The sequence below is a fragment of the Pseudomonas sp. I8001 genome (genome assembly GCF_013385345.1).
Classification (GTDB): Bacteria; Pseudomonadota; Gammaproteobacteria; order Pseudomonadales; family Pseudomonadaceae; genus Aquipseudomonas.
This window is the reverse complement of sequence record NZ_JACAQC010000007.1, coordinates 228010-250215: the sequence shown is the minus strand read 5'-3', so window position 1 is coordinate 250215 and position 22206 is coordinate 228010. Positions and strand designations below refer to the sequence as shown.

The 22206-nt window shown below is 63.0% G+C and carries 20 protein-coding genes; 8 read left to right on the top strand and 12 right to left on the bottom strand.

The features are described from left to right. Nucleotides 1-7 precede the first annotated feature (7 nt). The 4 genes from HX839_RS05670 to HX839_RS05655 form a co-directional block, all read right to left on the bottom strand. Nucleotides 8-1147, bottom strand: coding sequence for a homoserine O-acetyltransferase (locus HX839_RS05670; RefSeq protein ID WP_008434158.1), 1140 nt, complete (start codon nt 1145-1147; stop codon nt 8-10). Between the two features lie 230 nt (nt 1148-1377). Beyond that, the gene (locus HX839_RS05665) at nt 1378-1965 is read right to left on the bottom strand and encodes a YggT family protein (protein WP_003213764.1); all 588 of its coding nucleotides are present in this window, start codon (nt 1963-1965) and stop codon (nt 1378-1380) included. A gap of 24 nt (nt 1966-1989) precedes the next feature. Next, nucleotides 1990-2808 carry a pyrroline-5-carboxylate reductase gene (proC, locus tag HX839_RS05660; protein WP_177054919.1) on the bottom strand — a complete coding sequence of 273 codons (819 nt, stop codon included), beginning with the start codon at nt 2806-2808 and terminating at the stop codon, nt 1990-1992. A 33-nt stretch (nt 2809-2841) separates the two neighbouring features. Then, nucleotides 2842-3528 (bottom strand): YggS family pyridoxal phosphate-dependent enzyme, encoded by a 687-nt coding sequence (locus tag HX839_RS05655; RefSeq protein ID WP_134327465.1) that lies wholly within the window; start codon nt 3526-3528, stop codon nt 2842-2844. A 57-nt stretch (nt 3529-3585) separates the two neighbouring features. Between HX839_RS05655 and HX839_RS05650 the strand changes: the two genes are divergently transcribed. Next, complete coding sequence (locus HX839_RS05650) at nt 3586-4620, top strand: type IV pilus twitching motility protein PilT (RefSeq protein WP_177009098.1); 1035 nt, start codon at nt 3586-3588, stop codon at nt 4618-4620. Nucleotides 4621-4735: 115 nt separating this feature from the next. Here the strand turns inward: HX839_RS05650 and HX839_RS05645 are convergent, their stop codons facing one another. After that, nucleotides 4736-5371, bottom strand: a complete 636-nt coding sequence (locus HX839_RS05645; protein WP_023659314.1) for a C40 family peptidase — start codon at nt 5369-5371, stop codon at nt 4736-4738. A gap of 250 nt (nt 5372-5621) precedes the next feature. Here HX839_RS05645 and HX839_RS05640 point away from each other — a divergent pair, with 250 nt between their 5' ends. After that, entirely contained in the window at nt 5622-6050 is a 429-nt protein-coding gene (locus tag HX839_RS05640; RefSeq protein ID WP_003213752.1) for a TM2 domain-containing protein, read from the top strand. Nucleotides 6051-6184: 134 nt separating this feature from the next. Here HX839_RS05640 and HX839_RS05635 read toward each other — a convergent pair whose 3' ends face one another. The 7 genes from HX839_RS05635 to gshB form a co-directional block, all read right to left on the bottom strand. Beyond that, a complete protein-coding gene (locus tag HX839_RS05635) occupies nt 6185-7456 on the bottom strand; it encodes a dihydroorotase (RefSeq protein WP_003213750.1) in 1272 nt (423 codons plus the stop codon). Next, a complete protein-coding gene (locus HX839_RS05630) occupies nt 7453-8457 on the bottom strand; it encodes an aspartate carbamoyltransferase catalytic subunit (RefSeq protein ID WP_003213748.1) in 1005 nt (334 codons plus the stop codon). The genes HX839_RS05635 and HX839_RS05630 overlap by 4 nt, the downstream gene beginning before the upstream one ends. Nucleotides 8458-8481: 24 nt before the next feature. Continuing rightward, on the bottom strand, nt 8482-8988 hold the full coding sequence (gene pyrR, locus HX839_RS05625) for a bifunctional pyr operon transcriptional regulator/uracil phosphoribosyltransferase PyrR (RefSeq protein ID WP_177066843.1): 507 nt from the start codon (nt 8986-8988) through the stop codon (nt 8482-8484). Nucleotides 8989-9060: 72 nt separating this feature from the next. Further along, a complete protein-coding gene (ruvX, locus tag HX839_RS05620; protein ID WP_003213744.1) occupies nt 9061-9498 on the bottom strand; it encodes a Holliday junction resolvase RuvX in 438 nt (145 codons plus the stop codon). Next, on the bottom strand, nt 9498-10067 hold the full coding sequence (locus HX839_RS05615; protein ID WP_003213742.1) for a YqgE/AlgH family protein: 570 nt from the start codon (nt 10065-10067) through the stop codon (nt 9498-9500). Before HX839_RS05615 ends, ruvX begins: the two co-directional genes overlap by 1 nt. A 67-nt stretch (nt 10068-10134) precedes the next feature. Continuing rightward, nucleotides 10135-11034, bottom strand: coding sequence for an energy transducer TonB (locus HX839_RS05610; protein WP_003213740.1), 900 nt, complete (start codon nt 11032-11034; stop codon nt 10135-10137). A 77-nt stretch (nt 11035-11111) separates the two neighbouring features. Then, a complete protein-coding gene (gene gshB / locus HX839_RS05605) occupies nt 11112-12065 on the bottom strand; it encodes a glutathione synthase (protein WP_003213738.1) in 954 nt (317 codons plus the stop codon). 239 nt (nt 12066-12304) lie between these two features. Between gshB and pilG the strand changes: the two genes are divergently transcribed. From pilG to HX839_RS05575, 6 genes are all read left to right on the top strand, one after another. Then, entirely contained in the window at nt 12305-12712 is a 408-nt protein-coding gene (gene pilG, locus HX839_RS05600) for a twitching motility response regulator PilG (RefSeq protein WP_003213736.1), read from the top strand. Between the two features lie 47 nt (nt 12713-12759). Then, nucleotides 12760-13125, top strand: a complete 366-nt coding sequence (gene pilH, locus HX839_RS05595; protein ID WP_003213734.1) for a twitching motility response regulator PilH — start codon at nt 12760-12762, stop codon at nt 13123-13125. Nucleotides 13126-13137: 12 nt separating this feature from the next. Further along, nucleotides 13138-13662, top strand: coding sequence for a chemotaxis protein CheW (locus HX839_RS05590; protein ID WP_177066842.1), 525 nt, complete (start codon nt 13138-13140; stop codon nt 13660-13662). After that, the gene (locus HX839_RS05585; RefSeq protein ID WP_008434142.1) at nt 13659-15710 is read left to right on the top strand and encodes a methyl-accepting chemotaxis protein; all 2052 of its coding nucleotides are present in this window, start codon (nt 13659-13661) and stop codon (nt 15708-15710) included. Before HX839_RS05590 ends, HX839_RS05585 begins: the two co-directional genes overlap by 4 nt. 198 nt (nt 15711-15908) lie before the next feature. Next, entirely contained in the window at nt 15909-21749 is a 5841-nt protein-coding gene (locus HX839_RS05580; protein WP_177066841.1) for an Hpt domain-containing protein, read from the top strand. Next, on the top strand, nt 21742-22197 hold the full coding sequence (locus HX839_RS05575) for a chemotaxis protein CheW (RefSeq protein WP_003213725.1): 456 nt from the start codon (nt 21742-21744) through the stop codon (nt 22195-22197). Before HX839_RS05580 ends, HX839_RS05575 begins: the two co-directional genes overlap by 8 nt. Nucleotides 22198-22206 lie beyond the last annotated feature (9 nt).

The window sequence follows — 22206 nt, the reverse complement described above, 5'->3', positions numbered from 1 at the left end:
GGCGTTCTCACAGTGCTATTCGGTTCATGTAATTGCTAAAAGCCTGCAAGTAACGCGGGATCGGGATCAGGAAGGCGTCGTGGCCTTGCGGTGCGTCGATCTCCAGGTAGCAGACGTCTTTCTTGGCGGCCATCAGCGCATCCACCAATTCCCGCGAGCGGGCCGGGGAGAAGCGCCAGTCGGTGGTGAACGACATCACGCAGAACTTGGCGGTGGCCGCCTCGAAGGTGCGCGCCAGGTCATCGTCGAAATTCGCCGCCGGGTCGAAGTAGTCCAGGGCCTTGGTCATCAGCAGGTAGGTGTTGGCGTCGAAACGCCCGGAAAACTCCTCGCCTTGATAACGCAGGTAGCTCTCGACCTGGAATTCGACGCTATGGAAGTCGTAGTTGAGCTTTTCGCTTTTGAGGCCACGGCCGAATTTCTCGCCCATGGAGTCATCCGACAGGTAAGTGATGTGCCCGACCATGCGCGCGAGCATCAGCCCGCGCTTGGGGATCACGCCCGCTTCCTGGAACGAACCGCCGTGGAACTCGGGGTCGGTGAGGATCGCCTGGCGCGCCACTTCGTTGAAGGCGATGTTCTGCGCCGACAGCTTGGGGGCCGAGGCGATGGCCAGGCAATGGCGCACGCGGTCCGGGTAGGTGATGGTCCATTGCAGGGCCTGCATGCCGCCCAGGCTGCCGCCGATCACGGCGGCCCATTGGGCGATGCCCAGAACGTCGGCCAGGCGCGCCTGGCTGTGCACCCAGTCTTCCACGGTCAGCACCGGGAAATCGGCGCCAAACGGCTTGCCGGTTTCCGGGTTGAGGCTGCTGGGGCCGGTGGAGCCGTTGCAGCCGCCGAGGTTGTTCAGGCTGACCACGAAGAACTTGTTGGTGTCGATGGGCTTGCCGGGGCCGATGCAGCTGTCCCACCAGCCGGGCTTGCGCTCGTCCATGCTGTGGAAACCCGCAGCGTGGTGGTGGCCGGACAGAGCGTGGCAGATCAGCACGGCATTGCTGGCCGTGGCGTTCAGTTGGCCGTAGGTTTCATAGATCAGGTCGTAGGCGGGCAGCGAACGGCCGCAGGCCAGGGCCAGCGGTTCGCTGAAGTGCGCCACTTGGGGCACGACCAGTCCAACAGAATCGGGGGGGAAGGCAGTTGGCATCGACCCTGCTCTCGTTTAAATGAGGCGTAAGTCTAAAGACCGCTGCACCCAGCGGCAAGCAAAGGCCTGCGGCTGGTGTTTTTAAGGCTTTTTGTGGCGAGGGAGCTTGCTCCCGCTGGAGCGCGAAGCGGTCCCGGTCCGGTTGCCGCGATTTCGCAGATGCAACGCGGTCGGCCGTTTTGGGGCTGCTGCGCAGCCCAGCGGGAGCAAGCTCCCTCGCCACATTGTTGTCAGATCAGACCGAACAGTTCTTTGGGCATGAATGCGTAGAACGCCAAACGTGGAATCACCCAGCTTTGCAGCAGCTGGATCGCGATAAACGCGAAGATCGGCGAGATATCCAGGCCACCCAGGTTAGGTACCAGGCGACGGAACGGTGCCAGCACCGGCTCAGTGATCTGTGCCACCAGTTCGGCACCCGGGCTGCGGCTGCCCGGAGCGACCCAGGACAGGATCACGCTGATGATCATCGACCAGAAAATGATCTTCAGGAACAGCGAGAAGATCCCGATCAAGGCCCACGGCAGCAACAGCAGTGTGGTGGCCTGATAGCCATTGAGCAGCAGGATGACCGCGAACAGCAGGATCTGCAGCAGCAGCGCCAATACCAGCGACGACATGTCCAGGCCGAACAGGCTCGGGATCACCCGGCGCAGAGGCTTGAGCAGCGGCTGCGTGGCCTTTACCACGAACTGGCACAGCGGGTTGTAGAAGTTCGCCCGCACCAGTTGCAGGATAAAACGCATCAGCACGATCAGCAGGTACAGGCTGCCCAGGGTCTGGATGATGAAAATGGCAGCGTCATTGATTCCGAGCATGTTTGATTCCTATGTGGGGGACGACTATTTGCCCAGCTGCTCGGCCATTTCGGCCGAACGATGTGCTGCGGCACCCAGTGCTTTTTCCACCAGGGCTTCAAAGCCCCCGGCCTGGAATGATTCGATTGCCGCCTGGGTCGTGCCGCCCGGCGAGGTCACGCGACGGCGCAACTCGGCCGCGTCAACATCGCTGGTCACGGCCATCTGCGCGGCGCCCAGTGCGGTCTGCTCGGCCAGTTGCTCGGCGACTTCCTGCGGCAGGCCGAGTTTCACGCCAGCGGCGGTCATGGCCTCGATCAGCAGGAAGAAATACGCCGGGCCACTGCCGGAGACGGCGGTGACGGCGTCCAGTTGCTGCTCTTGTTCCAGCCACACGGCGAGACCTACGGCGGACAGCAGCTCTTGTGCCTGGTCGCGCTGTTGGGCAGTGACTTCGGATGTGGCGTACAAGCCGCTCACACCCTTGCGCAGCAGCGCGGGGGTGTTGGGCATGCAGCGCACAATCGGCTGGGCGCCGAGCCAGTTGTTCATGCTGGCACAGGTGATGCCGGCGGCGATGGACACCACCAGTTGATGGGGCTTGAGGCTAGGCCGCAGGCTTTCGCACACGGCTTTCATGGCCTGCGGCTTGACCGCCAGTACCACCACGTCAACGCCTTCGATCGCTTGTGCGTTGTCGGCGAAGGTTTCGATGCCGTGCTCGGCGCTGACGCGGGCGCGGGTGTCGGCGCCCGGGTCGCTGGCGCGAATCTGTTGTGCTTCCAGGCCCTTGGCCCGCAGGCCGCCGATCAGGCTGGCCGCCATGTTGCCGGCGCCGATAAAGGCAATACGCGTGTTGCTCATGACAGGTCCTTACTCAGATGGAAGTCAGCCATTTCACGGCTGGCCATAGTCGCGGGCACCAAACAGGGCGGTACCGATCCGCACCCAGGTGGCCCCTTGGGCGATGGCCGACTCAAGGTCATGGCTCATGCCCATGGAAAGTGTGTCGAGCCCCAGGTCGAGGCTCGCTTGCAGGTCGCGCACGGTGGCGAAGGCTGCGTCTTGCTCTGCACGGTCGTCAGTCGGCTCGGGAATCGCCATCAGGCCGCGCAGCTTCAGGCGCGGCAGGGCGCTGATGGCTTCGGCCAGGGCGGGCAGGTCGGCGGGTGTACAGCCGGACTTGCTGGCTTCGCCACTGACATTGACCTGGATGCAGATATTCAGCGGCGGCAGGTCAGACGGGCGTTGTTCGGACAGGCGTTGTGCGATTTTCAGGCGGTCCACGGAATGCACCCAGGCGAAGTTCTCGGCGATCGCACGAGTCTTGTTCGATTGAATGGGGCCGATGAAGTGCCAACTCAAGGGCAGGTCGGTTAATTCGGCCTGTTTGCCCAGGGCTTCCTGCAGATAGTTCTCGCCAAAGTCACGCATCCCGGCGGCATAGGCTTCGCGCACGGCCTGTGCGGGTTTGGTCTTGCTCACGGCCAGCAGGTGCACGCTGCCTGCGTCGCGCTGCGCGGCCTCGGCGGCTGCCCGGATCCGCTCGGAAACCAGGCCGATGTTGTCTGCTATGGTCGACATTCAAGTTGCGCCCGTGGATATGGAGTCCGCGGCATTCTACTGGAAATGGAAAGCCCTATGGATATCACTGAACTGCTGGCCGCCGGCGTACGCCTGCGGGCCTCCGACCTGCATCTGTCGGCGGGGTTGGCGCCGATGCTGCGAGTGGATGGCGAGGTCTGGCCACTCGATTGGCCTGTACTTGCGCCGGTGCAAGTGGCGGCGTTGCTCAGCCCTTTGCTGAACAATCACCAGCAAAAGGATTTCGAAACATCTCTTGAAACGGATTTTGCCTTCGAGTTGCCCGAGGTGGCGCGGTTTCGGGTGAATGTGTTCCAGCAGCACCGGGGCATGGGCGCGGTGTTTCGTACCATCCCCTCAACCGTGCAGAGCCTGGAACACCTGGGGTTGGGCGAGGTGTTCCGGCGCATCGCAGACTTGCCCCGGGGGCTGGTGCTGGTCACCGGGCCGACCGGTTCCGGCAAGTCCACCACCCTGGCAGCGATGATCGACTACCTCAACACCCATCGTCGCCAGCACATCCTCACCCTTGAAGACCCGATCGAGTTTATCCACCACCCGAAAAATGCCCTGATCAACCAGCGACAGGTGCATCGCGATACCCACAGTTTCTCGGCGGCCCTGCGTTCGGCATTGCGGGAGGACCCGGATGTGATCCTGGTTGGCGAATTGCGAGACCTGGAAACCATTCGGCTCGCGCTGACGGCGGCGGAAACCGGGCACCTGGTGTTTGGCACGTTGCACACCACGTCGGCGGCTAAAACCGTGGACCGGGTGGTGGATGTGTTTCCGGCGGGGGAAAAGACCATGGTCCGCTCGATGCTCTCGGAGTCATTGCAGGCGGTGGTGTCCCAGGTGCTGGTGAAGAAGGTCGGCGGCGGGCGGGTGGCGGCTCACGAAATCATGCTCGGCACACCGGCGATTCGTAATTTGATCCGCGAGGACAAGGTGGCGCAGATGTATTCGGCGATCCAGACGGGTGGGGCGCTGGGGATGACGACGCTGGACATGAGTTTGAAGGCGTTGGTCAGCCAGGGGCTGATCAGCCGGGAACATGCCCGGGAGAAGGCGAGGGTGCCCGGGGATATTTAAGATCATGATCGTTCCCACGCTCTGCGTGGGAACGCAGCCCGTGACGCTCTGCGTCACAGGAGCGGACGCGGAGCGTCCAGTGAGGCATTCCCACGCAGAGCGTGGGAACGATCAATCAGCGCTGCACAATCCGCAGGTTGTTCTGTTCTTTAGGCAGGACACGCTTGGCAATCACGTAGTTCTTGTCCCAGAACGGCTTCTTCAGCGTATCGATGCTCACGGACTTGCCACGACGCGGTGCGTGGATGAAACGGTCGTTGCCCAGGTAGATGGCAACGTGGTTCACCTGGCGGCTCTTCAGTTTGAAGAACAGCAGGTCACCCGGTTTCAAATCCTTGCGCTCAACCTTCAGCCCGTGGCCGGCGGCCATGGCGTTGGAAGTGCGCGGCAAATCCACGGCTTTTACGTCGTTAAACGCATATTTCACCAAACCACTGCAGTCGAACCCTTTACTTGGGCTGCTGCCGCCCCAACGATAAGGAGTACCGAGCACGTTGACGGCACGGCTGAGGACGTTGCTGCTTTGCTTGGTGTTGACGGCCATCAGCCCTGGCGCTGCATTACCGTGGGCCTTGCTCAGTTGAGTCGGGCGCTTCACGGTCAGCTTTACCGATTTGGCGGAGCTGGTGGTGGCGTGAACTTTAGGGGTGAAACCGTTAACGTTCGGAAGTCGTTGCTCACGATTGGTGGCGTGGGCGGCCAGTGGCATTAATAGGCAAATGGTTAGCCATGTCTTGAAAAATGGTCGCATTAGGCGTGGCTCTTTTTGGTTTGCGCGCAACTTTATAACAGCTTTTTGTGTCGTGCTAAGGCCGTTTGTCGACTGAACCCTGGGGTCAAATTCAGGAAAACCGTGACGAATTGCCGCGATTGTCCTACACAAGTCAGGCGGTATAAGGCTTTGAGGGAAGCGAAGATACCATTTGCCGCATGTCGGGCGCCCGTAAAAAAGTCACAAAGAAACCAGAAATATTTATCTATCGAGGCTAAAGAGGTACTCCATGAACACCTATCGACAGGATGTTTCGCAACAAGACACCCACAGCAAGGTGATCGGCTACCTGCTTTGGATTTTCGGTTTTACCGGTGCTCACCGCTTTTATTACGGCAAGCCGGTGACCGGGACGATCTGGTTTTTCACCTTCGGTTTGTTCGGGATTGGCTGGTTGATCGACTTGTTCCTGATTCCGGCAATGGACCGCGAAGCGGACCTGCGATTTACCGCCGGGCCGATCGAGTACAACGTGGCCTGGATTCTGTTGGCGTTCCTGGGTGTGTTCGGTTTGCACCGCATGTATCAGGGCAAATGGATCAGCGGGATCATTTACCTGCTGACCGGGGGCTTGTTCCTGATCGGGGTGCTGTATGACTTCTGGACGCTGAATACGCAGATTTCGATCCGCAATGCCGAGCGCAACGGCGGCCGATAAGATTTGTGAAGATCCAAATGTGGGAGCGGGCTTGCTCGCGAATGCGATGTGTCAGTCGACATCTCTATTGACTGACCCACCGCTTTCGCGAGCAAGCCCGCTCCCACATTTACTGTGCCCACTCCGGATTGGATTTAAGCCTGGTAGCTGATCCGCCCATCCACCAGCGTGTACCGCACAGTCGCCGGCAGGCTATGGCCGATGAATGGGCAGTTTTCACCCTTGGACAGCCAGTGTTCCCCGGCAATCGTGGAGCTGGCCGGATCAAACAGCACCAGGTCCGCCGCCGAGCCCACCGCCAGCTTGCCCGCCGGCAGGCGCAGCGCCTCGGCAGGGCCCGCACTGAGACGCGCCAGCAGGGTCGGCAGGTCCAGCAAACCATCTTCCACCAACGTCATTGCCAGCGGCAGCAACAGCTCGACGCTGCTGATGCCTGGCTCCGTCGCGCCGAACGGCGCCAGCTTGGCATCCCGCTCGTGGGGTTGGTGATGGCTGGAAATCGCCGAAACCACCCCGGACTTCACCGCCGCCCGCAAACCGTCACGGTCAGCGCGGGTACGCAGTGGCGGCTGCACGTGATACAGGCTGGAGAAGTCGATCAGCGCCTCATCCGTCAGAATCAGCTGATACAGCGCCACATCCGCCGTCACCGGCAATCCGCGGGCTTGGGCCTGAGCGATCAGGGCCACGCCGCGAGCGCTGGTCAGCTGGCTGAAGTGCGCGCGTACGCCGCTTTGTTCCACCAGCAGCAGGTCGCGGGCCAGGGCCACGGTCTCGGCGGTTTCCGGGATGCCCGGCAGGCCGAGGAAGCTCGCGGTGGCGCCTTCGTGGGCCAGGCCGCCTTCGGCCAGGTCACGGTCCTGGGAGTGGAAAATCACGGTCAGGTCGAAAGTCGCCGCATATTCCAGCGCACGGCACAGGGTGCGGGTGCTGCGAAAGCTCTCCAGGCCGTTGCCGAAGGCCACGCAGCCTGCGTCGCGCAGGGCGATCAGCTCGGCCAGTTGTTCGCCGTCCAGGCCTTTGCTCAGGGCGCCGATGGGGAACACTTTGCAGTTGCCGGCTTCGCGGGCGCGGTCGAGGATCAGTTCGGTCACCGCCGAGGTGTCCAGCACCGGTTTGGTGTGGGGCGGGCAGCACAGGCTGGTCACGCCACCGGCAGCGGCGGCGCGGGTTTCGCTGGTGATGTTGCCCTTGCGGCTGTAGCCCGGCTCACGCAGGGCGACGTTCAGGTCAACCAGGCCAGGCGCGGCGATCAGGCCTTTGGCGTCGATAGTTTCGCTGGCGCTGAAGCCTGCGGGGGCGGCGCCGATGGCAATGATCTTGCCGGCTTCCAGGTGTAGATCGGTGACTTGATCCAGGCCGCTGGCCGGATCGATGACTCGGGCGCCGAGAATGCTGAGCTTCACTGGGCGTTCTCCTGCTCGAATTGACGTTGCGCGGTTTGCCCGCTCATGGCCATGGACAACACCGCCATGCGGATGGCGATGCCGTACGTGACCTGGTTGAGAATCACCGACTGCGCGCCATCGGCCACCGCCGACTCAATCTCCACGCCACGGTTGATTGGCCCCGGGTGCATCACGATGGCGTCCGGCTTGGCGCCGGCCAGGCGTGCGGTGGTCAGGCCGAACAGGCGATAGAACTCGCCTTCGCTCGGCAGCAGGCCGCCCGCCATACGCTCGCGCTGCAAGCGCAGCATGATCACCACGTCCACATCCTTCAGGCCTTCGGCCATGTCGGTGTAGACCTTCACGCCGTACTGCTCGATACCGATCGGCAGCAGGGTCTTGGGGGCGATCACGCGGATGTCCGGGCAACCCAGGGTTTTCAGGGCCAGCATGTTCGAGCGTGCAACCCGCGAGTGCAGGATGTCGCCGACAATGGCCACCGAGAGGTTTTCAAAGCTGCCCTTGTGCCGCCGGATGGTCAGCATGTCGAGCATGCCCTGGGTCGGGTGGGCGTGACGGCCGTCGCCGCCGTTGATGATCGCCACATTCGGGCACACGTGCTCGGCGATGAAGTGCGCAGCACCGGAATCGCCGTGGCGCACCACGAACATGTCGGCGGCCATGGCTTCCAGGTTGCGCAGGGTGTCGAGCAGGGTTTCGCCCTTGCTCGCCGACGAGGTGGACACGTTCAGCGTGATCACGTCAGCCGATAGGCGTTGGGCCGCCAGTTCAAAGGTGGTGCGGGTGCGGGTCGAGTTCTCGAAGAACACGTTGCAGATGGTCTTGCCGCGCAGCAACGGGACTTTCTTCACCGCCCGGCCGCCGACTTCGAGAAACGAGTCGGCCGTGTCGAGGATTTCGGTGAGCAGTTCGCGGGGCAAGCCGTCGAGGGACAGGAAGTGTTGCAGCTGGCCCTGAGCATTGAGCTGCAGCGGGCGCTTGGCATCTAGAGGCGTCATCGCGGGGACTCTTTACAAGGCGGTTTAAAGGGCAAGGTCTTGCAGTTCGAGTTCGAGCGGCGTGGGACCGGACAATTTTACCCGCTGGTGGGCTTCCAGGGACAGGGTGGCGCCGACCACGTCCGGGCTGATCGGCAATTCGCCGGCGTCCAGGTCCAGCAGGCAGACCAGGGTCACGCTGGCCGGGCGGCCGTAGTCGAACAGTTCGTTCATCGCGGCACGTATGGTGCGACCGCTCATCAGCACGTCATCGATCAGCACCAGGTGCTGGCCTTCGATCTCGAAGGGCAGGGCCGAGGGGCGCACTTGCGGGTGCAGGCCGTTCTGGCTGAAGTCGTCACGATAGAAAGACACGTCCAGGGTGCCCAGGGGCGAGTCGCTGCCCAGTTCTTCCAGCAGCGCCTGGGCCACCCACACGCCACCGGTGCGGATGCCGATAAAGCGCGGCTCGCTGATGACACGGTGTTCCAGGTGCGCCTTGAGGCGGATCGCCATCTGGCTGATCAGGTCGGCGGGATTGGGCAGGCTCATGGGTGCTCCTTCTAGGCCTCGCGCAGGCAAGGTCCGGGCTCAAACGTAAGAAGACGCGGCAAGCCGCGTCAGTCAGGATTCAAATAAAGCGGTGTTTTCATCCAGCCAGCCCTGCAACAGCAGGGCCGCGGCGATGGCATCCACCGGGTTGTCGCGGTAACTGCCTTTCTGCCCGCCACGGTCACGGCGCTCGCCCTTGGCTTCGAACGTGGTCAGGCGTTCGTCGTGGGTATAGAAGGGCAGGTTGTAGCGGCCGTTCAGGCGGCGGGCGAACTTTTCGGCCCGCAGGCACATCTCGCTCGGGGTGCCGTCCATGTTCAGCGGCAGGCCGACCACCACGGCGTCGGGCTTCCACTCCTTGATCAGGGCTTCGACCTGGTTCCAGTCCGGCACGCCGTTCTGGGCCTTCAGGGTGCACAGCTCGCGGGCCTGGCCGGTAATCACCTGGCCGACGGCGACGCCGATCTGTTTGGTGCCGTAGTCGAAACCGAGGATCAGACGCAAGGCCATCAGGCGTGCCCCGCCTGGCTGGTCAGCAGGCTGAGGTTGATCCGCAGCTTGGCGGCGGCCGCTTCCAGGCGCAGTTCGCTGGGGGTGTTGAACAGGATGTCGGCGTCGAACGGGCAGGTCAGCCAGGCATTGCTCGCCAGCTCCGCCTCCAGTTGCCCGGCTTCCCAGCCGGCGTAGCCGAGGGTGATCACACTTTGATCAGGCCCCACGCCGTCGGCAATCGCGAACAGGACGTCCTGGGACGTGGACAGGGACAACCCTTCAAGGTCCACGGTCGCCTGGAATTTCGGCCCGGTGGGGTGCAGCACAAAACCCCGGTCCGTCTGCACCGGCCCGCCGATGTAGATCGGTACGTGCTGGCAGCTGGCGGGTGGGTCGATGTCCGGGCGCAGTTGCTCGAGGATATCGGCCAGGTTCAGGTCTTGCGGGCGGTTGACCACCAACCCCATCGCACCATTGGCGGTGTGCTCGACGATGTAGGTCAAGGTCTGCGCAAAGTTCGGGTCGGCCATATGGGGCATGGCGATCAGGAATTGGTGCTTGAGGTAGGTCGGGCTGACATTTTTCATGTCCGCTAGTGTGGCGTTGGAGGGGCGAACTGACAAGCTGAGGATGCGCAGGAAATCACCGCCAGCATCAATTGCTCGACAGCCGATCACCCTTGGCAAAGCGCCAGGTGCGAATGATTTCCAGGCGATCGATGTCGTTCAGGTCCCCGGTAAACGGCGCAAAAGGCGCCGCCAGGCGCACGATGCGTTGCGCCGCCTGGTCCAGCAGCGGTTGGCCGGAGGACTCCAGCACCTGCACCTCGTACAAGGTGCCGTCGCGGTTGATCGACACCAGCAGTCGCAAATTGCCGTAGATCTGCTGGCGACGGGCTTCGTCCGGGTAGTTCAGGTTGCCGATGCGCTCGACCTTCTTGCGCCACTCATCCTTATACCAGGCGCCTTTGTCGCGCATGGTGGAGGCGGCGTTGAGGCGGTAGATCCGCGGGCGCTTGGCGTACAGCTGTTGTTCGTGGGCCAGTTCGGCTTCCAGGCTGGAGATCTCACTGGAGAGTTGCGAGCTGTCAAACGTCGGGGCCGGCGGGGCCGGCGTGGGTTCGGTCTTGGCCTTTTCGCGCTGGGTCGGGGCTTTTTGCGGCTTGGGCGCCACGGTGGTGACCGCCGCCTTGGGTGCGGCCTGTTTCACCTCCGGCTTGGGCGCCGGCGGTGGCGTGACCTTATTGACCTTGTTGTCCTGGAATGGCGCGACTTCAGTGGTCTTGGGCACGGCCTTCTTGTCGAGGGTGCCGCTGCCTTGCTGATTGTCCTGGGCGAGAAAGTCGGCTTTTTCGGGCTTTTTTTCGCTTTTGAACGTGGCGAGGGTGATTTCCAGGGTCTTGGTGATCTGCTTGGGTTCGGCAAAGGTGAAACCCAGGCCGAGGATCAGCGCCAGGTGAATCAACGCCGCCAGAAACAGGGTAAATCCGAGCCGATCAGCCGGGCGCACGCCGCTGTGGGAGAGTTCGGGGGGCAGATCGGACGGGAGCGTCATGACAAGAAAACCAACATCGCGCGTTTCACAGGTGGCGCATGATAACGCAATGTTGGTTTGTGTCCGGCTGTTCTATGTCACTTGGCTTGTAGCTTGGCGGCAATCGCAGCCATCAGCATTTCGCCGATGTTCGTGCCAAATGCGTTGTCGATCTCGCGAATACAGGTCGGGCTGGTGACGTTGATTTCGGTGAGGTTCTCGCCGATTACGTCCAGTCCTACGAACAGCAGGCCTTTTTCGCGCAGGGTCGGGCCGACTTGGGCTGCAATCCAGCGATCCTTGTCCGTCAGCGGGCGGGCTTCACCCCGGCCACCGGCGGCCAGGTTGCCGCGGGTCTCGCCGGCGGCCGGAATGCGCGCCAGGCAGTAAGGCACCGGCTCGCCGTCGATCATCAGGATGCGCTTGTCGCCGTCCTTGATCGCCGGAATGTAGGCCTGGCCCATGATCTGCTGGGTGCCCAGCGCAGTCAGGGTCTCCAGGATCACCGACAGGTTCGGGTCGCCGGCGCGGTGGCGGAAGATCGAGGTACCGCCCATGCCGTCCAGCGGCTTGAGGATCACATCGCCGTGCTTGGCGGCGAATTCACGCAGCACATCGGCGCGGCGGCTGACCACGGTCGGCGGCGTGCACTGCGGGAACAGCGTGGCGAACAGCTTTTCATTGCAGTCGCGCAGGCTCTGGGGCTTGTTGACGATCAGCACGCCCGCGCGCTCGGCCTGCTCCAGCAGGTAGGTGGAGTAGACGAACTCCATGTCGAACGGCGGATCCTTGCGCATCAGGATCACGTCGAGGTCGCTCAGGGGGCTGTCGATTTCGTCTTGCAGCTCGAACCACTTCTCGGGGTTGGCAAACACCTGCAGGGGACGCATCCGCGCCCGCGCTTCACCGTCGCCCTGGTAAAGGTCCGGCTGCTCCATATAGAACAGGCTCCAGCCGCGGGCCTGGGCGGCCAGCAGCATGGCCAGCGAGCTGTCCTTTTTATAGGAAATGCTGGCGATAGGGTCCATGACAATGCCGACGCGAACGCTCATGGGGGATTTCCTCTAGCAAATAAGGGCGCATAAAAGTGGCGTCAGAGTGGCGCTGCGGCTGTTGTGGGTCAAGGAAAAACCACCACGCGGGTCGGCCGATAGATTGCGTTCTGAGACTGTGCTAAAAAGGCTGCCATGGCACATCAGCCCTTGAATTCCGAGGCTTTTGGCGCTCGTCCTGTGCAACATCAGGCAGTACACACCGAAAACCTATTCGCTGTGGCGATGGTAGAGCAGATATGGAACAGCATTCCAACGCCTTGAAAGTGATGGTGATCGACGATTCGAAAACGATTCGCCGCACGGCCGAAACACTGTTGAAGAACGTAGGGTGCGATGTCATCACGGCCATCGACGGTTTCGATGCCCTGGCCAAGATTGTTGACCATCATCCACACATTATCTTTGTCGACATCATGATGCCGCGCCTGGATGGCTATCAGACCTGCGCGCTGGTGAAGAACAACCCGGCGTTCAAGTCGATCCCGGTAATCATGCTGTCCTCCAAGGATGGTCTGTTCGACAAGGCCAAGGGGCGCATCGTCGGCTCTGATCAGTTTTTGACCAAGCCTTTCAGCAAGGAAGAACTGCTGAGCGCGATCAAGGCCTATGTACCGGGCTTCGCCGCAGTAGAACAAGCACACTGACGGGGGCCCCACGAGGGCTTGCGTCTACTAGATAAGTGGGGAAAACCATGGCACGTGTTCTGATCGTCGACGATTCGCCGACTGAAATGTACAAACTGACCGAAATGCTCGAAAAGCACGGTCACACCGTCCTCAAGGCCCAGAACGGCGGCGATGGCGTTGCGCTGGCCCGTCAGGAAAAGCCGGATGCGGTGCTGATGGATATCGTGATGCCGGGCCTCAATGGCTTCCAGGCCACCCGTCAGTTGACCAAAGATGCCGAGACCAGCCACATCCCGGTGATCATCATCACCACCAAGGATCAGGAAACCGACAAGATCTGGGGCGAGCGCCAGGGCGCCAAGGATTACCTGACCAAGCCCGTGGACGAAGAAACCCTGATCGCCACCCTGAACAAGGTGCTGGCCGGCTGACGGCACGTTCCCATGACCGAGTCGCAAACCGCCTTCGAGCTGCTGCTGGACATCGACCGCCGCTGCCGCTTGCTGGCTGCCGACCTGCCGTCCCAGGAAACCCGGCTGCTCAGCTGGAGCGGGATCGGGTTTCGCCTGGGCGAACACTGGTACGTGGCGCCCATGGGCGAGGTGGCGGAAGTGCTGCACGAACCGCGCTGTACCTTGATGCCCGGGGTCAAGCCGTGGATCAAGGGCGTGGCCAACCTGCGCGGGCGCTTGCTGCCGGTGATGGACCTGGGCGGTTTCCTTGGCCTTGAGCTGTCAGTGGCGCGCAAACAACGGCGGGTGCTGGTGGTGGAGTATCAGGACGTGTTTGTCGGCCTGTTGGTGGACGAGGTGGTGGGCATGCAGCATTTCGCACAAGACGCGTTGGCGACGAGCACCGCAGGCGGCGCGCCGTTTATCCAGGGCCAGTTCGACGGCGACCAGCTGTGGCAGGTCTTCAGCCCCTTCGCCCTGGCCCAGGCTCCAGGTTTCATGGATGTCGCCGCATGAGTACCGTCACCCCGGTCAAACCCCAGGAAGCCTCCCGCAGCCGCTCGCAGATCATCGTGCTGTTTATCGCGCTGATCGTGTTCATCATGCTGCTGTTCGCCAACTTCGCGTACCTCAACACCCAGTCCACCTACGACAAACAGTACATCGGCCACGCCGGCGAGCTGCGGGTGCTGTCCCAGCGCATCGCCAAGAACGCCACCGAGGCTGCCGCCGGCAAGGCGGCGGCGTTCAAGCTGCTGGGGGATGCGCGCAACGATTTTGCCCAGCGCTGGGGTTACCTGAAAAAAGGCGACCCGGCCACCGGCCTGCCCGCTGCACCCACCGCCGTGCGTGCCGAAATGCGCGCCGTGCAGACCGACTGGGAAGCGCTGCTGAAAAACGCCGATGCGATTCTGGCCAGCGAGCAAACGGTGCTGTCGCTGCATCAAGTGGCCGCGACCCTGGCGGAAACCGTTCCGCAGTTGCAGATGGAGTCGGAAAAGGTTGTCGATATTCTGCTGCAACGCGGCGCACCGGCCAGCCAGGTAGCGTTGGCCCAGCGCCAGTCATTGCTGGCCGAACGCATCCTGGGGGCAGTGAACACCGTGCTCGCGGGGGACGAGACTGCCGTGCAGGCCGCCGATGCCTTTGGCCGCGATGCCAACCGTTTTGGCGTGGTGCTCAGTGGCATGCTCAACGGCAATCCCGGGCTGCGCATCACCCAGGTTGAAGACCACGACGCCCGCGCCCGGTTGGCGGAGATTTCTGAGCTGTTCGAATTCGTCTCCGGTTCCGTGGACGAAATCCTCGAGACCTCGCCGCAGCTGTTCCAGGTGCGCGCCTCGGCGAGCAATATCTTCAACCTGTCGCAAACCCTGCTGGACGAAGCCTCGCACCTGGCCACCGGCTTTGAAAACCTGGCGGACGGGCGCACTTTCGACACCATCGGCGGCTACGTGCTGGGCTTGCTGGCGCTGGCCTCGATCATCCTGATCGGCCTGGTGATGGTCCGCGAGACCAACCGCCAGTTGCGGGAAACCGCCGAGAAGAACGAGCGCAACCAGAACGCGATCATGCGCCTGCTGGATGAGATTGAAGACTTGGCCGACGGCGACCTGACCGTCACCGCCTCGGTCACCGAAGACTTCACCGGCACCATTGCCGACTCCATCAACTATTCCGTGGACCAACTGCGCGACCTGGTGGCCACCATCAACCTCACTGCCGGCCAGGTGGCTGGTGCGGTGCAGGACACCCAGGCCACCGCCATGCACCTGGCCCAAGCGTCGGAGCATCAGGCACAGCAGATTGCCGAAGCGTCCACGGCGATCAACCAGATGGCCCAGTCCATCGACCAGGTGTCGGCCAACGCCGCCGAATCTTCGGCAGTGGCCGAGCGTTCGGTAGAGATTGCCAACAAGGGCAACGAGGTGGTGCACAACACCATCCACGGCATGGACAACATCCGCGAACAGATCCAGGACACCGCCAAGCGCATCAAGCGCCTGGGGGAATCGTCCCAGGAAATTGGCGACATCGTCAGCCTGATTGATGACATCGCCGAGCAGACCAACATCCTCGCGCTCAACGCCGCGATCCAGGCGAGCATGGCCGGTGATGCCGGGCGTGGTTTTGCGGTGGTGGCCGATGAGGTACAGCGCCTGGCTGAGCGCTCTTCGGCGGCGACCCGACAGATCGAAACCCTGGTGCGAGCGATCCAGACGGACACCAACGAAGCCGTGATTTCCATGGAGCAGACCACCACCGAAGTGGTGCGCGGTGCGCGGCTGGCCCAGGACGCCGGGGTTGCGCTGGAAGAGATTGAAGGCGTGTCGAAAACCCTGGCGGCGCTGATCCAGAGTATCTCCAACGCGGCGCAGCAGCAGACGTCGTCGGCGGGGCAGATTTCCCTGACGATGAACGTGATCCAGCAGATCACCACTCAGACTTCGTCGGGCTCTACGGCCACTGCCGAGAGCATCGGCAACCTGGCAAAAATGGCCAGTCAGTTGCGGCGGTCGGTGTCGGGGTTCACCTTGCCGGCGGCGAAGCGGGTGGATGAGTGAAATGCGCCCTCGAAAACACCGAAAAGCAAATGTGGGAGCGGGCTTGCTCGCGAATGTGGTGTGTCAGTCGCCGACGCTTTGTCTGACCCACCGCATTCGCGAGCAAGCCCGCTCCCACAGTTGATCTCCTTTGTTTTGAGATCGGTGTACGCATGACCCAGCACTACCAGCAACTCATGAATTCAGACGGGAGCGGTTATGGTTGATCGGCACGACTACGTGGCCCTCGAATGGGTCAAGGGCGAAATTGCCGAAACCCTGAAACAGGCCCGTTCGGCGCTGGACGCCTATGTTGAAGAAAGCAGCAGCGAGGCCATCGGCCAGTGCCTGGAATGCATCCATCAGGTGCATGGCAGCCTGTTGATGGTCGAGTTCTACGGCGCGGCCCTGTTCGCTGAAGAAATGGAACAACTGGCCCTCGCCCTGCAAGGCGCGCGCGTCAGCCAGCGCGACGAAGGCATTCGCCTGCTGCAACAGGGCCTTGGCCAACTGCCGCTGTACCTCGACCGCGTACACAGCGCCCGGCGCGACCTGCCCCTGGTGGTGCTGCCGCTGCTCAACGACCTGCGCAGCGTGCGCGGCGAAAGCCTGCTCTCGGAAACCAGCCTGTTCAGCCCGCAACTGCTGGTGATCCCGCCGCTGCCCGAAGACGCCCTGGCCCAGCGCACGCCAGAGGATTTCCCCGAACTGCTGCGCCAGTGGCGGCAGATGCTGCAACAGGCGCTGGTCGGTTTGCTGCGCGAAGACCACGGCCCCAGCAACCTGGAAGACATGGCGCGGGTCTTCGCCCGCCTCGAAGCCCTGTGCCATGGTGCGCCGCTGTTACCGTTGTGGCAGGTCACCTCGGCGCTGGTGGAAGGCATGCTCATTGGCGTGGTTGCCAACAGCCCGGCGTTGCGCAGTTTGCTCAAGGCCTGCGACAAGCAACTCAAGCGCCTGCTGATCCAGGGCATCAACGGCGTCAACACCCCGGCCCCGGATGAGCTGCTCAAGAGCCTGTTGTTCTACGTCGCCAAAGTCACCCGACCGACTCCACGGATGCAAAGTTTGAAAGAACGATATGGCCTCGATGAAGCTTTGCCCGACAGCGCCGTGGTGGACGCCGAACGCGCCCGCCTGGCCGGCCCGGACCGCGACGCGATGGGCTCGGTGCTCGGCGCGTTGTGCGAGGAGCTGGTGCGGGTCAAGGAACGCCTGGACCTGTTCGTACGCAGCGACCGTCAGCACGCCTCGGACCTTGAGGCGTTGCTGGCGCCGCTGCGGCAGATCGCCGATACCCTGGCGGTATTGGGCTTCGGCCAGCCGCGCAAAGTGATCATCGACCAACTGGCGGTGGTACTCGGCCTGGCCCAGGGGCAGCGCGAACCCAACGATGCGGTATTGATGGACGTTGCCGGTGCGTTGCTCTACGTCGAGGCCACGCTGGCCGGGATGGTCGGCACTGTCGAGCCGGAGCGCCGCGAAGAAAGCCGCCTGCCTACCACCGACCTGACGCAGATCCACCACCTCGTCATCCGCGAATCCTGCCAGTGCCTGACCCAGGCCAAAGAGCTGGTGATCGACTGCATCGAGGCTCACTGGGACCGCCAGCGCCTGGAGTCGCTGCCCGAGTTGCTGACCCAGGTGCGCGGCGCGCTGGCGATGATTCCGCTGCCCCGTGCGGCGAGCCTGATGCGTGGCTGCAATGACTACGTCAACGAGCAACTGATGGTCGGCGACGCCGCACCTTCCGAGGCGCAGCTTGAGCATTTTGCCGATGTGCTCACCAGCCTCGAGTACTACCTGGAACGCATGCTCCAGGACCACGACGCCCCGGGCGAACGGGTGCTGGAAGTCGCCGCTGAAGGCCTGGCCGCGCTGGGCTATTTGCCGGCCGAAAAACCCTGGCGCCAGGCACTGCTTGAGCAGGGTGATACGCCCACGGAGCAAACCCCGTTCCTCGCCGATGCGTTGGCCAGCCCCACCTCGCGCCTCAACCCGCCGGCACTCCAGCGTCCCGGCAGCCTGCTGCCGCCGCCCGCCGGTGAAGAAGCCATCGATGATGAACTGCGGGAAGTCTTCCTCGAAGAAACCGCCGAAGTTCTCGACGTGCTGCATCGCTATGTGCCTGCCGGCACCGCCAGCCTGGAAGACAAGGCCACCCTGAGCGAAATGCGCCGCGCCTTCCACACCTTGAAAGGCAGTGGCCGCATGGTGCGCGCCCTGGTGTTGGCAGAGCTGGCCTGGGCCGTGGAAAACCTGCTCAACCGCGTGCTGGAGCGCAGCGTTGCGCCGGGCCCGGATGTGCAAGCAGTGCTGGATGACGTGTTGGAATTGCTGCCGGAACTGATCACCGATTTTGCCGACGATGCCCAGCGCCAGCGCGATGACGTAGACGAACTGGCGGCGCGGGCGCACGCCTTGGCCAGCCGTGTCGAACCGTCGGCCACAGACCCGGCCGCCCTGGACCCGCAGTTGCTGGAAATCTTCCGCAACGAAGCCCAGAGCCACCTCGACAGCCTCAACCACTTCCTGCAACAGGCCACCGAGCACCTGCCGCTGCAAGTCAGTGATGAACTGCAACGCGCACTGCACACCCTCAAAGGCAGCGCCTATATGGCCGGTGTGTTGCCCATCGCCGAACTGGCGCGCCCGCTGGATCACCTGACCCGCGAATACAAGGCCCACCGCCTGCCGCTGGACCTGGATGAAATCGAATTGCTGCTGGAGGCCGAAGCGTTGTTCCAGCGCGGCGTGCGCCAGCTGGACAGTGACCCTCACGCGGCCATCAATGGTGCAGCAGGGCTGATCGAGCGCACGCAAAACCTGCTGAACAGCCAGCTTGAAGCCTTGCTGAATGCGCCCAACACCGGCCTGCGGATCAAGCGCGACCCGCAGTTGATCGCCAACTTCCTGGCCCAGGGCATGGACATCCTGCTGGACGCCGAAAGCCTGCTGCGCCGCTGGCAACAGCACCCCGGCGAACGCCAGGAACTGAGCGCGCTGCTGGACGAACTGACCACCCTCGGCGAAGGCGCGCACCTCGCCGACCTGCACCCGATGGACGAATTGTGCGAAGCCTTGCTCGACCTCTACGGTGCAGTGGAAGAAAGCAGCCTGGCGGTCAGCGAGCGCTTTTTCCACGAGGCCGAACAGGCCCACGAAGCCCTGATCAACATGCTCGACCAACTGGCCGCCGGCCAGGAAATCAGCGCGGCGCCAGCCCGGGTACGCGCCCTGCGCGAGCTGCTGGATGAAGGCCTCGACCCGTCCGCCACCGGCTTGATCAAGACCGATGGCAGCCGCGCGCTGAGCATCTCCGAGCTGGGCGCCGCTACGGCGAAGCTCGACCAGAGCTTCGCGGTGGATGACGAGATCGTCGAGATCTTCCTTGAGGAAGCTGTGGACATCCTCGACAGCGCCGGCCAGTCCTTGAAGCGTTGGCTGCTGGACCCGGATAACGCAGCGCCGCTGTCATCGTTGCAGCGGGATTTGCACACCCTCAAGGGTGGCGCGCGCATGGCTGAAATCGGCGCGGTGGGCGACCTGGCCCTTGAGCTGGAAAACCTTTACGAAGGTTTGGTGGACCGGCGCTACAGCTATTCCAGCGAGCTGGCCAATGTGTTGATGGCCAGTCATGAGCGGCTGGCGCTGTTGCTTGAGCAACTGCAACACCAGCAACCGTTGAGCGACTCCTCCGACCTGATCAGCCACTTGCGTGAGTTGCGCCAAGGCACCGGACAAGCGGCGCCCGCAGCGGCCGCCGAAGTCGAGACGCCGGGCAGTGATCCCGAGCTGCTGGATATCTTTCTCGAAGAGGCCGCCGACATCCTCGACAGCTCCGGCGCCGCGCTGTTGCGCTGGCAGGCCGAGCCGAAAAATCGCCAGGAAGTCGAGACACTGCTGCGCGACCTGCACACCCTCAAGGGCGGCGCTCGCATGGTCGAGATCGGTCCGATTGGCGACCTGGCCCATGAGCTGGAGTTTCTCTATGAGGGCTTGTCGGCAGGTTTGCTGGCGCCCTCGGCGGAGCTGTTCGCCTTGCTGCAAGGCTGCCACGACCGCCTGGCGCAGATGATCGATGCGGTGGCGGCGGGAATGCCGGTGGGCTCGGTGGACCTGCTGATCGAGCGCATCAAGAGCCTGGTGCGTCCGGCTGAAGTGACGGACGCACCGCTGGCGTTGACGGCAACCAAAACCGAGGCGGTGCCGGCCAGCGACCCGGCCGCCGACATGGTGAAGATCTCTGCCGACTTGCTGGATGACCTGGTCAACCTGGCGGGTGAAACTTCGATCTTCCGTGGGCGTATCGAGCAGCAGGTCAACGATGCGAGCGTTGCCCTCAACGAGGTGGAAACCACCATCGAGCGTATGCGCGATCAACTGCGCCGCCTCGACACCGAGACCCAGGGCCGCATCCTCAGCCGCCAGCAGGCCGAGGCCGAACGCCTGGGCTACGAAGAATTCGACCCGCTGGAAATGGACCGCCATTCCCAGTTGCAACAACTGTCCCGGGCCTTGTTCGAATCGGCTTCCGACCTGCTCGACCTCAAGGAAACCCTCGACCGCCGCAACCAGGACGCCCACAACCTGCTGCAGCAACAGGCGCGCATCAACACCGAGTTGCAGGAAGGCCTGATGCGCACGCGCATGGTGCCCTTCGAACGCATGCTGCCACGGCTTAAACGCATCGTGCGGCAGGTGGCGGGCGAGCTGGGCAAGGACGTGGAATTTATCGTCGGCAATGCCGAAGGCGAGATGGACCGCAACGTGCTGGAGCGCATGGTCGCGCCGCTGGAACACATGCTGCGCAACGCCGTCGACCACGGCCTGGAATCCCGCGATGCACGATTGCTGGCCGGTAAACCCGAGAAAGGCCGCATCACCCTTGACCTGACCCACGAAGGCGGCGACATCGTTTTCGACATGCGCGACGACGGCGCCGGCGTGCCGCTTGAAGCTGTGCGGCGCAAGGCGATCAAGCGTGGCTTGCTCGACCCCAGCCTGGAAATCAGCGACCGCGACGTGTTGCAGTTCATCCTGCAACCGGGGTTTTCCACTGCCGAAAAAATCACCCAGATTTCCGGGCGTGGCGTGGGCATGGACGTGGTGCATGAAGAAGTGCGCCAGCTGGGCGGCTCGATGGTCATCGACTCGACGCCGGGAGAGGGCGTGCACTTTCGCATTCGCCTGCCGTTCACCGTGTCGGTCAACCGGGCGATGATGGTGCAGTGTGCCGACGATCAATACGCGATCCCGCTGAACACCATCGAAGGGCTGGTGCGGGTCATGCCCCATGAGCTGGAAGGGCACTATCAGCAGGACCCGCCGCGCTACGAATACGCCGGCCAACGCTATGAACTGTTCTACCTCGGCGACCTGCTGCACACCGTCGGCCGGCCGAACCTGCTGGGCCAGTACCAGCCGCTGCCGGTGCTGCTGGTGCAATGCAACGAACGGCGCGTGGCGGTGCAAGTGGACGCCATGGCCGGCACCCGGGAGATCGTGGTCAAGGGCCTGGGGCCGCAGTTTGCCGGGGTGAAGGGCGTGTCTGGCGCAACCATCCTTGGCGATGGCCGCGTGGTGCTGATCATCGACCTGATGGCGCATATCCGCGCCCGGCCACCGGCGTTGCCGGCCCAGGCGGCGGACGCTCCGTTGATCCTCAACGACCCGCTGAAAAAGCGCCCGCTGCTGGTGCTGGTGGTGGACGACTCGGTCACCGTGCGCAAAGTCACCAGCCGCCTGCTGGAGCGCAACGGCATGAACGTGCTCACCGCCAAGGACGGCATCGACGCCATGGCCGTGCTGGAAGAGCACACCCCGGACCTGATGCTGCTCGACATCGAAATGCCGCGCATGGACGGCTTCGAAGTGGCCATCCAGGTGCGCGACGACCCGCGGCTGATGCGCATGCCCATCATCATGATCACCTCCCGCACCGGGCAAAAACACCGTGATCGTGCGATGGCGATTGGCGTCAACGACTACCTCGGCAAGCCTTATCAAGAGTCGGTGCTGCTGGAAAGCATCGCTTACTGGAGCAAGTCCCGTGCTTGATCACCGCGCAACTCAACTCACCGGCTTGCTGCTGCCATTGGCCGACCGTCACCTGTTGTTGCCCAACGTCGCCGTGGCCGAGCTGATCGACTTCCAGCGCGGCGAACCGGCCAGTGATGCGCCGCCGTGGTATTTGCGGCAGGTTACCTGGCGGGATCGGCAGTTGCCGTTGATCAGCTTTGAGGCCGCGTGTGGCGAGTCGGGCGTGGTGGGAGAGCGGGCGCGGATTGTGGTGTTGAACACCCTCGGAGGACGGCCGACGTTGAAGTTTATTGCGTTGGTGATCCAGGGGATTCCGCGTTCGTACAAGCTCGATAGCCAGTTGAGTTATGTGGACGTGCCGTTGTGCCCGCTGGAGTTGGCGGCGGTGCAGGTGGGGGAGCATGTGGCCAGGGTGCCGGACTTGATGGGATTGGAGGCGTTGTTGGTCGAGGCCGGATTGGCCTGAGTGTAACCG

Bases quoted from the DNA above. Each gene is read 5' to 3' on its own strand.
- HX839_RS05580 (WP_177066841.1), top strand. From the start codon at position 15,909: ATGGTTGATCGGCACGACTACGTGGCCCTCGAATGGGTCAAGGGCGAA.
- HX839_RS05585 (WP_008434142.1), top strand. From the start codon at position 13,659: ATGAGTACCGTCACCCCGGTCAAACCCCAGGAAGCCTCCCGCAGCCGC.
- HX839_RS05665 (WP_003213764.1), bottom strand. From the start codon at position 1,965: ATGCTCGGAATCAATGACGCTGCCATTTTCATCATCCAGACCCTGGGC.
- HX839_RS05650 (WP_177009098.1), top strand. From the start codon at position 3,586: ATGGATATCACTGAACTGCTGGCCGCCGGCGTACGCCTGCGGGCCTCC.
- HX839_RS05640 (WP_003213752.1), top strand. From the start codon at position 5,622: ATGAACACCTATCGACAGGATGTTTCGCAACAAGACACCCACAGCAAG.
- gshB (WP_003213738.1), bottom strand. From the start codon at position 12,065: ATGAGCGTTCGCGTCGGCATTGTCATGGACCCTATCGCCAGCATTTCC.
- HX839_RS05670 (WP_008434158.1), bottom strand. From the start codon at position 1,147: ATGCCAACTGCCTTCCCCCCCGATTCTGTTGGACTGGTCGTGCCCCAA.
- pilH (WP_003213734.1), top strand. From the start codon at position 12,760: ATGGCACGTGTTCTGATCGTCGACGATTCGCCGACTGAAATGTACAAA.
- pilG (WP_003213736.1), top strand. From the start codon at position 12,305: ATGGAACAGCATTCCAACGCCTTGAAAGTGATGGTGATCGACGATTCG.
- HX839_RS05645 (WP_023659314.1), bottom strand. From the start codon at position 5,371: ATGCGACCATTTTTCAAGACATGGCTAACCATTTGCCTATTAATGCCA.
- HX839_RS05610 (WP_003213740.1), bottom strand. From the start codon at position 11,034: ATGACGCTCCCGTCCGATCTGCCCCCCGAACTCTCCCACAGCGGCGTG.
- pyrR (WP_177066843.1), bottom strand. From the start codon at position 8,988: ATGAGCCTGCCCAATCCCGCCGACCTGATCAGCCAGATGGCGATCCGC.
- HX839_RS05655 (WP_134327465.1), bottom strand. From the start codon at position 3,528: ATGTCGACCATAGCAGACAACATCGGCCTGGTTTCCGAGCGGATCCGG.
- HX839_RS05630 (WP_003213748.1), bottom strand. From the start codon at position 8,457: ATGACGCCTCTAGATGCCAAGCGCCCGCTGCAGCTCAATGCTCAGGGC.
- ruvX (WP_003213744.1), bottom strand. From the start codon at position 9,498: ATGGCCTTGCGTCTGATCCTCGGTTTCGACTACGGCACCAAACAGATC.
- HX839_RS05615 (WP_003213742.1), bottom strand. From the start codon at position 10,067: ATGAAAAATGTCAGCCCGACCTACCTCAAGCACCAATTCCTGATCGCC.
- proC (WP_177054919.1), bottom strand. From the start codon at position 2,808: ATGAGCAACACGCGTATTGCCTTTATCGGCGCCGGCAACATGGCGGCC.
- HX839_RS05590 (WP_177066842.1), top strand. From the start codon at position 13,138: ATGACCGAGTCGCAAACCGCCTTCGAGCTGCTGCTGGACATCGACCGC.